This is a genomic window from Pseudenhygromyxa sp. WMMC2535, assembly GCF_011083025.2.
Genome location: NZ_JABJWV010000001.1, coordinates 4439121 through 4451654 on the forward strand (window position 1 = coordinate 4439121; position 12534 = coordinate 4451654).

Below are 12534 nucleotides of genomic sequence, written 5' to 3' on the forward strand. Positions count from 1 at the left end.
CTCGAGCTCCCCAGCGACCGCAAGCTCACCGTCGCCGAGCTCGAGGGCTACCTGTGGTCCGCCGCCGACATCCTGCGCGGGTCCATCGACTCCTCGGACTACAAGCAATACATCTTCGGCATGCTCTTCCTCAAGCGTCTCTCGGACGTGTTCGAGGAGGAGGTCGAGGCGCTGATCGCCGACGGCGAGGACCCCAAGATCGCCTGGAGCGACCCCGACGAGCACCGCGAGCTCTTCGTGCCCGAGCGCGCGCGCTGGTCGACCTTGCAGCGCACCGGCACCAACCTGGGCGAGGCGCTCAACAAGGCGTGCATGGCCCTGGAGGAGCAAAACAAGGCCCTCGACGGCGTGCTCGCGGGCATCGACTACAACGACCCCACGCGCCTGGGCGACACCAAGAACCGCGACGACGTGCTCAGCCGGCTGATCCAGCACTTCTCGCGCCTGCGCCTGCGCAACGCCGACCTCTCCGAGCCCGACATGCTGGGCCGGGCCTACGAGTACCTGATCGAGAAGTTCGCCGACGACGCGGGCAAGAAGGGCGGCGAGTTCTACACCCCGCACATGGTGGTGCGGCTGATCGTCGAGCTGCTCGCCCCCGCCGAGGGCATGCGGATCTGCGACCCCACCTGCGGCTCCGGGGGCATGCTCTTGCAGTGCGCCAAGTACGTCGAGGCGCACGGCGGCGACCCGCGCAACCTCTCGCTCCACGGCCAGGAGAAGAACCTCAACACCTGGGCGATCTGCCAGATGAACATGCTGCTCCACGGTCGCCTGGGCACGCGCATCGAGAAGGGCGACACGATCCGCGACCCCAAGCTGCTCACCGGCGATGGCGAGCTGATCACCTACGACCGGGTGATCGCCAACCCGCCCTTCTCGCTCGACGCCTGGGGCCGCGAGATCGCCGAGGGCGATCGCTACGGGCGCTTCGCCTACGGCGTCCCGCCCAAGAGCAAGGGCGACCTGGCCTTCGTGCAGCACATGCTCGCGGTGACCAAGGAGGGCGGCAAGGTCGGCGTGGTCATGCCCCACGGCGTGCTCTTTCGCGGCAGCGCCGAGGGCAAGATCCGGGCGAAGCTGCTGGAGGAGGATCTGGTCGAGGCGGTGATCGGGCTGCCCTCGGGCTTGTTCTACGGCACCGGGATCCCGGCGGCCGTGGTCGTGCTCGCCCGCGGCAAGGACGAGGCCCGGCAGGGCAAGGTGCTCTTCGTCGACGCCTCGGGGGAGTTCGAGGAGGGCAAGAACCAAAACAAGCTCCGCGAGCAGGACGTGAAGAAGATCGCGGCGGCCTTCGCGGGCTTCGCCGACGTGAACAAGTACGCGCGGGTGGTGGCGCTCGAGGAGATCGAGGGCAACGAGTTCAACTTGAACATCTCGAGGTACGTGGACACGTCGGAGGAGGAGGAGCGGATCGATCTCGGGGAGGCGGTGCGACGGCTGCGGGAGCTGGAGAAGGAGCGCGGGGAGGCGGAGGCGCGGATGAACGCGTTTTTGGAGGAGTTGGGCTATGGGGCTGCCTGAAGGGTGGAGCGGTTGCGCGCTCGGGGATGTGGTTGCACTCGAATATGGCAAGCCATTGCCCGCAAAAGGGCGTCGCCCTGGCTCTGTTGCGGTCTATGGATCAAATGGTATCGTTGGACAACACGACGACCACCTCATTGACGGCCCAGCCATCGTTGTTGGTCGAAAGGGCAGCGTTGGGAAAGTTTGCTGGTCGGGTGGATCATGCTGGCCTATCGACACTACGTACTATGTCAGCCCGCAAGTCCAATGTGATCTGAAGTGGGTATTTTACCTGCTGAAAGAGAAAAAACTTTCTCGATTAAATAGCGCAACAGGAGTGCCTGGACTCAATCGGAACGACGCATACTTGCTCAGTGTGGCAACTCCGCCGTTGGCGGAGCAGCGGAAGATCGCGGCGATCTTGTCGTCGGTGGATGAGGCCATCGAGAAGACGCAGGCGGTGATCGAGCAGGTGCAGGTGGTCAAGCGGGGGCTGATGCAGGAGCTGCTCACCAAGGGGCTCCCCGGTCGCCACAAGCGCTTCAAGCGGACCGAAATCGGGGAGATTCCGGCGGACTGGGAGGTCGCCCCCCTCGGAGGTGTTCTTGAGAAGGTCATTGACTATCGTGGAAAAACTCCTCCCAAGTCTGAGTCGGGGATCCCTCTTCTGAGCGCTGCGAATATTGGAATGGGACGGGTCAAGATGGAGCCTCGCCAGTTCATCAGTCCAACTGACTATGATGCTTGGACTACGAGGGGTTTGACTCGGCCAGGAGATATCTTGATAACCACGGAGGCTCCAGTGGGCCACGTTGCGCCCTATCCCGAGAACGGCACCTATCAGATAAGCAGGCGAGTGATGGCTCTGAGGCCCAACGCGGGCCAGGTTCTCAGTAAATACCTAATCTTCGTCTTGCTTGCAGACGATGCTCAGTCACGACTTTTGGACAAAACGCGCGGTAGTACCGTGCCGCGTGTTTTGAAGCCTGATATTCTTGGGCTTCCAATTCCTATGCCCTCCCTGAGTGAGCAAGCCGAGATTTCTCATCATCTGGACAGCACAAACAGCTATTCTGATGCGCTCATGTCAGAGTGCGAGTTTTTGCATGTAACCAAGCAGGCTCTCATGTCCGTCCTGCTCACCGGAGAGCTCCGCGTGACCCCATGACCGCCCGCGACACCACCGAGCTCACCCAGTCCGAGGACCCCGCCGTCGAGCTCCTCGTCCGCCTCGGCTACACCGAGGTCTCCCCCGACGCCCTCGACGCCGAGCGCAGCTCCACCAAGCACGCCGTCCTCGCCGGCCGCCTCCAGCGCGCGATCCAGCGCCTCAACCCCTGGATCACCCCTCAAAACGCCGCCGCCGCCGTCAAGATGGTCACCCAGGTGCCCTCGACGGGCCTGCTCGCCGCCAACGAGGCGATCTACAGAACCCTCACCTACGGCGAGTCGGTGCGCCAGGACCTCGGCGCGGGCATCAAGAGCAAGCAGGTCCGCTTCTTCGACTTCGAGGACCCCCGCAACAACGAGCTGATCGTCGCCCGCCAGTACCGGGTGCGCGGCGTCAACATGCACATCAAGCCCGACCTCACCGTGTTCGTCAACGGCGTCCCGCTGGCGGTGATCGAGTGCAAGCGGCCCGACCTCGCGGACCCGCGCGGCGACGCCATCGAGCAGCTGCACCGCTACCAGGAGTCCGAGGAGCGCTGGCGAAACGAGGGCGCGCCCAAGCTCTTCGAGACCGCGCAGATCCTGATCGCCGCCTGGGGCACGGACGCCTGCTACGGGACCACGCTGACCCCGGGCCGCTTCTACTTCGAGTGGCGCGAGCCCTACCCGCTGGCGGGCGAGGCCCTCGACGCCGAGCTCGCCGGCCAAAAGCAGGGCGTGCGCCAGCAAGAGCGCGTGATCTACAGCCTGCTGCGCCCCGAGAACCTGCTCGACGTCGTCCGCAACTTCATCGTCTTCGAGGTCGAGAACGGCCTCAAGGTCAAGAAGCTGTGCCGCTACAAGCAGTTCGTGGCCGTCAACCGGGCGATCGAGCGCATCACCACCGCCAAGCCCGGGTCCAAGGGGCGCGGCGGCGTCGTGTGGCACACCCAGGGCTCGGGCAAGTCGCTGACCATGGTCTGGCTGGCCCTCAAGCTGCGCCGCGAGGCCGCCCTGCACAACCCGGGCGTGGTCATCGTCACCGACCGCACGGCCCTCGACAAGCAGATCACGCGCACCTTCAAGGGCTGCGGCTTCGAGGTCGAGCGGGCCAAGACCGTCCGCCAGCTGCGCGAGCTCCTGGCCAACCCGATCGGCAAGACGATCATGACCACCGTGCAGAAGTTCCAGGAGCTGCGCGAGGAGAAGGACCCGGGCAAGAAGAAGACCGGCGAGGGCCAGCGGCGCGAGCGTCGGCGCTCCTTCGGGACCCTGAGCGACGCCGACAACCTGGTCGTCATGGTCGACGAGGCCCACCGCAGCCAGTACCGCGGCCTGGCCGCCAACATGCGCGAGGCCCTGCCCAAGGCCGCGTTCTTGGGCTTCACGGGCACGCCGATCGACAAGAAGGACAAGAGCACCCTCGACACCTTCGGGCCCTACATCGACACCTACACGATCCAGCAGGCCGTGGCCGACGGGGCCACGGTGCGGATCGTCTACGAGGGCCGGCTGGCCAAGCTGCGGGTGATCGGGACCAGCCTCGACGCGCTCTTCGACAACGTGTTCGCCGATCGCAGCGAGGAGGAGCGCGCCAAGATCAAGCAGCGCTACGCCAACGAGCGCGCCCTGGCCGAGGCGCCGCGACGCATCGAGGCCATCACCCTGGACATCATCGGGCACTTCCGCGACTACATCGCGGAAAGCGGCTTCAAGGCGCAGATCGCCGCCAGCAGCCGCGACGCCGCGCTGCGCTACTACGACGAGCTCACCCGTCTCAACGGGCCCACGCGGGCGCTGGTGATCTCGTCCAGGCACAACGACGAGGCCAAGTTCCGCCCCCACGCCAAGACCGACACGGAGATCACCCAGCTCGTCGAGGACTTCGTCGAGAAGGACGACCCCAAGATCCTGATCGTCTGCGATCGCCTGCTCACGGGCTTCGACGCGCCGGTGGAGCAGGTGCTCTACCTCGACAAGCCGCTGCGCGAGCACAACCTGCTCCAGGCGATCGCGCGCACCAACCGGCGCTACAAGGACACCAAGACCCACGGGCTGGTCGTCGACTACTGGGGCGTGTCCGAGGAGCTCGAGGAGGCCCTGCGGATCTTCGACCCCAACGAGGTCCGCGGCGCCCTCGAGCCCAAGATCGACGAGCTCCCGCGCCTCGAGGCCCGCCACCGCGCCGCGCTGCGCTTCTTCGACGGCGTGCGCGACAAGGACAGCCTCAGCGACTGCCTGGAGGTGCTCGACGACGACGACGTGTGGGCGGCCTTCGACGACGCCTTTCGCGCCTTCGCCCGCTCGCTGGACATGCTCTACCCCGCGCCCGAGGCCCTGCGCTTCGTCGACGACGCGCGCTGGCTGGGCAAGGTCCGCAAGGCCGCGCGGACCTTGCCGGGGCGGGCCGGGCCCGACATGAGCGACTGCGGGGCCAAGGTCCAGAAGCTGATCGAGGACGCCGTGAGCGCCGAGTCCGTGAGCGTGCTCTTCGAGCAGGCGCCGATCTTCTCGGACACCTTTGACGCCCAGCTGGCCGCGCTGGGCTCGGCCAAGGCCAAGGCGAGCCGGGTCGAGCACGCGCTGCGCCACGAGATCCACGTCAAGCTCGAGCAGGATCCGGCGTTCTATGGGTCGCTCAAGCAGCGCCTCGAGGACATCATCGCGGACTACGAGCAGGGGCGGATCGACGAGTCCAAGCGCCTCCAGCTGAGCTTGGCGCTGCGCTCGGAGCTGTTGGGCGGCGGGCAACGCTCGGCGGAGGCGCTGGGGCTGAGCGGGCGCGGCTTTGCGATCTACGGGCTGCTGGCGCGGGCCGGGGAGGCCGGGGCGTTCGCGGCCGAGGACGCGGACCCCAACTTGCCCCGCGACGTGGCCGCGAGCGTCGACGACGAGGTCGAGAAGCTCAGCCGCTTCGTGGACTGGGACAAGAAAGAGGACGTGCTCAAGGAGCTGCGCCGCAACGTGGCCAAGAAGCTGCGCAAGGCCGCCAAGATGGACCGCGCGTCCTCCAAGGAGCTGGCCGTCGAGGTGGTCGAGCTGGCCAAGAAGCGGGGGGGCTCGTGATGGGTGACGAGAGCTCCTGCGTGCAGTGGGGGCGCACGCGGATCGAATACGCGGTGCGCCGCAGCCCTAGGCGCAAGACGGTGGCGGTGGCGGTGGACCCGGTGGAGGGGGTGTTGCTCACGGCGCCCGAGGGGGTGCCGCTGGAGCGGCTGGACGCGATCGTGCGCGACAAGGCCCGGTGGATCAGGGCGCGCCTGCGCCTCGTCGACCAGGTCGAGCCCACGGCGGCGGCGCGGGAGTTTGTGAGCGGGGAGTGCTTTGCCTATCTGGGGCGGCGCCATCGGCTGCTCGTCCGCGAGCGGGGACAGGCCGAGGGCGGCGAGGTCAAGCTCGACCACGGGCGCTTCGTGGTCGAGGTGGCGCAGGGGCTCGACGCCCGAGCACGAGCTGCCGCGGTCAAGGCCGCGCTGGAGGGCTGGTATCGCGGCCGGGCGCGCGCGCGGCTAGAAGAGCGGGTCTCGCATTGGGCGGAGGTGGTTGGCGTGGAGGCGGCGGGGGTGCTGATCCGCGAGCAGAGCAAGCGCTGGGCGAGCTGCGACGCCCAGGGGGTGCTGCGCTTCAACTGGCGGATCATCCAGGCGCCGATGGGGCAGGTCGACTACATCGTGGCCCATGAGCTGGTGCACTTGATCCACGCGGATCACACGGCGGCGTTTTGGGCCCGGCTCGGGGTGGCGATGCCCGACTATGAGGCGCGGAAGGAGGCGCTGCGCCGGCTGGGGCCGCAGCTTTGGTGGTCGTGACTATTGCAGCCCACAGACCGGGCAGCGCGGCGGATCTTCTCCCGCGCTGACCAAGCGCCACCCACAACCCCGGCAAGCCCTCGCGTCGACGATCGCCGCGAGCTCGCCCGGCTGTTGGCGCACGGCCACGCCATAGTGGGCAAAGAGCTCGTCGTGCTCGGGCTGGGTCGAGCGCTCGCCTCGGGGGGCTTGGCTCGCGTCGGCCTTCTCGGGCGCCGAGGCGTCCTTGGCCCGGGCGCCCACGCGGGGTGGGGGCAGGCGGCGAAAGCGAAGCGCGGGGTCGGCCACGCTCGAACTCTACCGCGGGTGGGGCGTGAATCCCACGAATCGGCGCAGATACCCGGCCGTAAGCGGATCAGCCGGATCAGCCCTGACTCTGGTTTGGGATCTGCACGACGCGGTCCTCCTCCATGCACCACGCCGTGAGCGGCCCGCCGTAGACGCAGCCCGAGTCGAGGCCGAGGGTCCGCGGCCCGCGGTAGTGGCCACGCCAGGCCCAGTGTCCGTGCACGACGAGGGCGTCGCCTTCGTAGAATTCGTCCCAGGGTCGATAGGGCGGGGGACAGTCTTCGGGCTGGCGATCGAAGCGGCTGCGCTCGCCCTCGGCGGTGCAGCAGCGCACCCGGGTGGCGAAGCTGAGGTCCTCGCCGAGCAGCCAGTCGTCGTCGTGGGGAGGGGCGGCGAGGGCGTCGGCGAGGGCGTGGAGGTCGGACCAGCGCGGGTCGAGGCCGGCGTGGACGAGCCAGACGTCGGGGGTGCCTCCGGTGCGCTTGGGCTCGCCGGGGAGGAAGCGCAGGGCCGGGAGCGCGCGCAGCTCGGCGAGGAGCTCGTCGGCGTCGGGGGCCGCGAAGAGGGCGTCGAGGGTGTCGTGTTTTCGCGGCCATCGCCCACTGCGCGCGCACAGGGCGTAGACCTCGTGGTTGCCGATCACCCCCAATCCGCCGACGGCGCGCCACAGGCGGAGGGTGGCGAGGGAGTCGGGGCCGCGGTTGATCAGGTCGCCGGCGGCGAAGAGCTGGTCGCGGGCCGGGTCGAAGTGGATGGTCTCGAGCAGGCGCTCGAACTCGCGAGCGCAGCCTTGGAGATCGCCGACGATCCAGCGCATGGGCGGAACTTAGCAGGCGTGGCGAGCTTTTGCGGGGGCTGCTAGCGTCCGGGCGATGAGCAGCTCGGCCGCGCTACTTTCACCGCTCGTGGCCACCTTCGTGGCCCCCAATCTCGGTGGCCTGAGCTTGCTGGGCAACCCCTGGCTCGACGTCGGCCTGGTCTTGCTCGCCGGGTTGTTCATGGGGCTGATCAACTCCATGGCCGGCGGCGGGAGCTTCTTGAGCATCCCGCTGCTGGTCGCGCTGGGGCTGCCCGCGGGCACGGCGAACGGCTCGATCCGCGTTGCGATCGCCGCGCAAAATGGCGTCGCGCTGGCGACCTTTCACCGCAAGGGCGTGCGCGCCCACGCCTTGAGCGCGCGGCTGATCGCTCCGGTGTTGGCGGGCGCGCTGGTCGGCTCGCTGTTGGCGACGCGCCTCGATGACGCGCTCTTTCGGCCGCTGATCGGCGTGGTGCTCCTGGTCTGGGCGGTGGTGCTGATCATCAAGCCCGATCGCTTCTTGAACCCGCCCGACGAGGCGCGCGAGCCGGTCCCGCTGACCTACGCCCTCGCCGGGGTGATCGGCGTCTACGGCGGCTTCTTGCAGGCTGGTGTGGGCTTCCCGCTGATCGCATTACTGAGCGGTCACCTGGGCTACGACCTGGTCAAGGCGAATTCCGTGAAGGTCACGCTGATGCTCGGCTATACGTTGATCGCCCTGCCGGTGTTCGCGTTCGCGGGACAGATCGCGTGGATCCCCGCGGGGGTGCTGGCGGCCGGGAACATGGCTGGAGGCTGGCTGGGGGCGCGCTGGCAGCTGGCCAAGGGCAGCGCGGTCGTGCGCTGGTTCGTCTTGGTCATGGTGATCATCGCCGGTGGGCTGATGCTCTGGCCGATGATCGCCGCGCGCTTGGGGTAGCATCGTCGCGGGTGTCCGAAGATGGCGTCATGCGCGAGAGCATCGAGCTCGACGCGACCGCGGCGGGTTCGATGGTCATGGCCAAGCCTGCGATCGCGGGGTCGATCGCACAGGGCGCGCTGATCGGCCGCTACGTGGTGCTCTCGCGCCTCGGCGCCGGGGCCATGGGCGTGGTCCTGGCGGCCTACGATCCCGAGCTGGATCGCAAGGTGGCGCTCAAGCTGCTCAAGCCGCGCGGCGACGATCCGGCGGCGGCGCGGGCTCGGCTACAGCGCGAGGCCCAGGCCCTGGCCAAGCTCGACCACCCCAACGTGGTCGCGGTCTACGACGTGGGCATGCATGGGGATCAGCTCTTCGTGGCCATGGAGTTCGTCAAGGGTCACGAGCTCAGCATCTGGGCCCGGCACGAGCGCGGTCAGGGAGAGGGGCGGGGGCCACGGTGGTGGCGCGACATCCTGCGCGTGTTCGGGGCCGCCGGGCGGGGGCTCGCGGCGGCCCACGAGGCCGGGCTCGTCCACCGCGACTTCAAGCCCGACAACGTGATGATCGGCGACGACGGGCGGGTGCGGGTGATGGACTTTGGCCTGGCCCGGGCGGTGGAGGGCGAGGACTCGGCGACGCCGCGCGAGCTTGCGCCCACCGAGGGCCTGAGCTCGACGGCGGAGCGCCAGCTGCTGACCAGCCCGCTGACCCAGACCGGCGCGCTGATGGGCACGCCGGCCTATATGTCGCCGGAGCAATTCGCCAACCGAGACGTCGACGCGCGCAGCGATCAATTCAGCTTCGCCGTCGCGCTCTACGAGGCCTTTTATGGTCAGCGGCCCTTCGAGGCGAGCTCGATCAGCGAGCTGATCACGGCCGTGTCTCGGGGCGAGCTGCGCCCGCCGCCGCGGGGCTTGCGGGCGCCACGGTGGATCCACAAGGCGATCGTGCGCGGGCTCCAGCCGGACCCCGAGGATCGCTGGCCGAGCATGGCGGCGATGCTCGACGCGCTCGAGCGCGACCCCACGCGCCGGCGGCGGATCATGCTGGGCGTGGGCGCGGGCGCGGCCCTGCTCGGCGTCGTCTTTGGCGCGCAGCGGGTCGAGCGGCTCGCGGCGATCGAGGACTGCGAGGTGGTGGGCGAGGCCGCAGATGGGCTGTGGTCGGGGCAGCGCCGCGAGCAGGTCGAGGCGGCGTTCATGGCGACGCGGCTGCCCGGCGCCGCCCAGGGCTGGGCGCGGGTCGACGCGCGCATGGGCGAGCTCGCGGGGCAGTGGCGCGAGCTCGCGGTCCGCAATTGCGTCGAGTACGAGGTCGACGATCAGCGCGACTTTGCGCTGGCGGAGCTCACCCGCGAGTGCCTCGACGAGCGCCTGGGTCCGCTCGAGCGCGTGAGCGCGGCGCTGCCCGAGGCCACGCCCGAGGCCCTCGACGATCTCGTGCGCGAGGTCGCGAGCTTGCGCCCGCCGGCCGGCTGCGCCCACGAGGAGGCCCTGCGCCGGCGCCCCCGCCCGCCCGCGGATCAGGCCGTGGCGATCGATGTGATGCGCAGGCGAGTGTGGCGAAGCGAGGGGCTCGGGGAGCTCGAGGCCCTGCTGGCGGAGGTCGAGGCCGAGGGCCTGGACTGGCTGCCGCTGCGCGCGGCGATCGAGGATCGCATGGTCCACGAGCTGCGCCGACGCGGCGAGTTCCAGGCCGCCAGCGAGCTGGGCGAGCAGACCTTCCTCGACGCCATCGCCGGCGGGGACGATGTGCTCGCTGCGGCGGTGGTCCACAAGATCGCCCAGGCCAAGGTCGAGATGAACGAGACCGACGCGGCGCTGCGCTGGAACCGGGTGGGCATGGCTCTGCTCACCCGGATCAGCCCGCCGGGGACCGAGGACCCCCAGGTCACGCGGCTGCGCGCCGGCCTGCTTCAGGTCCGGGGGATCATCCATCGCCAGCGCCGGGCGTTCGACGCGGCCCTCGCCGACGACCTCGAGGCCCTCGCGCTGCGCGAGGAGAGCCTGGGGGATCGCTCGCCGGAGGTCTATGGCCTGCTGAGCAACATCGGGATCATCTATCGCCACCTCGGCGACGACGCCCAGGCCCTGGCCTACTACGAGCGCGCTCGAGCGGCGATCGTCGAGAGCGTGGGCGAGGATCACGTCGACCTCGCCCCCGTGCTCACGAACATCGCCGTGCTCCAGCGCCGCAGCGGCGAGAGCGAGGCGGCGCTGGCCAACTACCGCCGGGCCCTCGAGATCTACGAGGCGCGCTCACCCAACTCGCCGCGGATCGCCGACGTCCTCGCGCACATCGCCTGGATGCTCGACCAGCGCGGCGAGAGTCGCGAGGCCCTGGGTCTGCGCGAGCGGATCTTGGGGATCCGCGAGCGGACCTTGGGCGAGGGGGCCGTCGATGTCGGGGAGACCTGCGTGAACCTGGGGGAGACCCACTCCAAGCTCGGTGAGCACGCGCAGGCCCTGGCCTACTTCGAGCGCGCGCGGGGGATCTTCGCGGACAAGCTCGAGCCTGGGGATCCGCGCCTGGGGATCACCGCCCGCGACCATGGCGAGGCGCTGCTCGAGGCGGGGGAGCGCGAGCGAGGGATCGCCGAGCTCGAGCGGGGGATCGGGCTGCTGGCCGAGGGCGAGGGCAGGTCTTCGACGCAGGCGCTGGCGGAGGCGCGGCTGAGCTTGGCGCGGGCGCTGATCGACGAGGCGCCCGAGCGGGCGCGGGTGTTGGCTGGAGAGGCGGCGGAGGGCTTCGAGGCGGCGGGGGATGATGAGCAGGCCGCGGCGGCGCGGGCCGTGGTCGAGGCTAGGGACTAGGAGCCCGCGGTGGAGTGCTGCGGCCTCATGTAGGATGCGGCGTGGCCACGACGCGCGCGACGAAGAGCGGACTTTTGATCATGACCATGAGCTCGAGCTTGGTCCTCGCGTGCGGCGAGCAGCCAGGCGGCGACGCGGACGAGGGCGAGGGCGAGACGCAGACCGAGAGCGTCGGCAGCGAGGAGAGCTCGGGCTCGTCGGAGGCGGGCTCGAGCACGGAGGACACCAGCGCCGGGGACAGCGAGAGCAGCGAGTCGGACGAGAGCGAGAGCGCTCAGAGCAGCGAGTCGGACGAGAGCGAGAGCGAAGCGAGCACGGGTGAAGACCCGCCCGCGCTGTGTCCCGAGGGCCTCGATGGCCAGGTCCCGAGCCTCGACGGCCTCGCCTTTGAACTCGTCGCCTCGCCGCCCGAGGACGGCTACGCCGAGGGCTTCGAGATCCTCGAGGGCCCGGTGTGGATCGACGGCGCGCTGCACGTGTCGCATATCGCGGGCGGCGGTCCGCCGCCCAAGGCCCGGATCCTCCGGCTCGAGGGCGACGCCCTCGTCGAGGTCCTCGCCACCGCGGGCAGCAACGGCCTGGCGGTCGACGACCAGGGCCAGCTCGTCGCCGCGCGCCACGAGGACGGCAGCGTCTCGACCTACGCCATCGACGAGCTCGACGCGGCGCCCCAGGTTTGGATCTCCGAGTACGAGGGCGCGCGCTTCAACTCGCCAAACGACCTGGTGATCAGCAGCGCCGGGGTCTTGTACTTCACCGATCCCGACTGGCAGGCGCCCAGCCCCGCCCCGCAGGCGGCGGAGCGGGCCTACTACGTGCTCCCGGGGGCGGACGCGGCGGTGGCCTTCGCCGAGGAGGTCGCCAAGCCCAACGGCGTCGTGCTCTCCCTCGACGAGGCCAAGATCTATGTCGGGGGGACCGAGGGGCTGTTCGCCTACGCCCTCGCGGCCGACGGCTCGGTGGGCGCGGGCGGCCAGGTCGACAGCGTCGCCGGCGGTGGCTTCGACGGCACGGCCAAGGACTGCGCGGGCAACCTCTACTTCGCCGCGAACGGCCAGGTGATGGTCGTGACCCCCGACGAGCAGGTCTACGGGAGCCTGAGCCTGGCCAACGTCACCAACCTGGCCTTTGGCGGCCCCGATGGCACCACCCTCTACGCGACCACGCTCAACCAAGCTGGCGTGTACGCGGTCGAGCTCGGCGTCCCCGGCTTCCCCTACTGACGACGCTCTGGGCCGTCGGCGTGGGAGCCGGGGTGCCGATGGGGAG

Annotated in this window: 9 protein-coding genes; 7 read left to right on the top strand and 2 right to left on the bottom strand. The window is 69.5% G+C overall.

The features are described from left to right. Positions 1-51 precede the first annotated feature (51 nt). Genes G6O69_RS17505 through G6O69_RS17520 form a run of 4 tightly spaced genes read left to right on the top strand, consistent with a single transcriptional unit; the run spans position 52 to position 6464 of the window. Positions 52-1524, top strand: a complete 1473-nt coding sequence (locus G6O69_RS17505) for a class I SAM-dependent DNA methyltransferase (RefSeq protein WP_346017146.1) — start codon at positions 52-54, stop codon at positions 1522-1524. 28 nt (positions 1525-1552) lie between these two features. Further along, complete coding sequence (locus G6O69_RS17510; RefSeq protein ID WP_176396913.1) at positions 1553-2674, top strand: restriction endonuclease subunit S; 1122 nt, start codon at positions 1553-1555, stop codon at positions 2672-2674. Next, the gene (locus G6O69_RS17515; RefSeq protein ID WP_172304643.1) at positions 2671-5721 is read left to right on the top strand and encodes a type I restriction endonuclease subunit R; all 3051 of its coding nucleotides are present in this window, start codon (positions 2671-2673) and stop codon (positions 5719-5721) included. The genes G6O69_RS17510 and G6O69_RS17515 overlap by 4 nt, the downstream gene beginning before the upstream one ends. A gap of 53 nt (positions 5722-5774) precedes the next feature. Beyond that, on the top strand, positions 5775-6464 hold the full coding sequence (locus G6O69_RS17520; RefSeq protein WP_176396914.1) for a SprT family zinc-dependent metalloprotease: 690 nt from the start codon (positions 5775-5777) through the stop codon (positions 6462-6464). Here G6O69_RS17520 and G6O69_RS17525 read toward each other — a convergent pair whose 3' ends face one another. Further along, positions 6465-6752, bottom strand: a complete 288-nt coding sequence (locus G6O69_RS17525; RefSeq protein WP_172304645.1) for a hypothetical protein — start codon at positions 6750-6752, stop codon at positions 6465-6467. It lies immediately after the preceding gene. Positions 6753-6828: 76 nt separating this feature from the next. Then, the gene (locus G6O69_RS17530; protein ID WP_172304646.1) at positions 6829-7569 is read right to left on the bottom strand and encodes a metallophosphoesterase; all 741 of its coding nucleotides are present in this window, start codon (positions 7567-7569) and stop codon (positions 6829-6831) included. A 55-nt stretch (positions 7570-7624) separates the two neighbouring features. Here G6O69_RS17530 and G6O69_RS17535 point away from each other — a divergent pair, with 55 nt between their 5' ends. Genes G6O69_RS17535 through G6O69_RS17545 form a run of 3 tightly spaced genes read left to right on the top strand, consistent with a single transcriptional unit; the run spans position 7625 to position 12488 of the window. Then, positions 7625-8470 carry a sulfite exporter TauE/SafE family protein gene (locus tag G6O69_RS17535; RefSeq protein WP_172304647.1) on the top strand — a complete coding sequence of 282 codons (846 nt, stop codon included), beginning with the start codon at positions 7625-7627 and terminating at the stop codon, positions 8468-8470. A gap of 11 nt (positions 8471-8481) precedes the next feature. Beyond that, on the top strand, positions 8482-11265 hold the full coding sequence (locus tag G6O69_RS17540) for a protein kinase (protein WP_172304648.1): 2784 nt from the start codon (positions 8482-8484) through the stop codon (positions 11263-11265). Between the two features lie 41 nt (positions 11266-11306). After that, a complete protein-coding gene (locus G6O69_RS17545) occupies positions 11307-12488 on the top strand; it encodes an SMP-30/gluconolactonase/LRE family protein (RefSeq protein WP_176396915.1) in 1182 nt (393 codons plus the stop codon). Positions 12489-12534 lie beyond the last annotated feature (46 nt).

Coding starts and splice junctions, on each gene's coding strand:
- G6O69_RS17530 (WP_172304646.1), bottom strand. CDS start 7,569: ATGCGCTGGATCGTCGGCGATCTCCAAGGCTGCGCTCGCGAGTTCGAG.
- G6O69_RS17535 (WP_172304647.1), top strand. CDS start 7,625: ATGAGCAGCTCGGCCGCGCTACTTTCACCGCTCGTGGCCACCTTCGTG.
- G6O69_RS17515 (WP_172304643.1), top strand. CDS start 2,671: ATGACCGCCCGCGACACCACCGAGCTCACCCAGTCCGAGGACCCCGCC.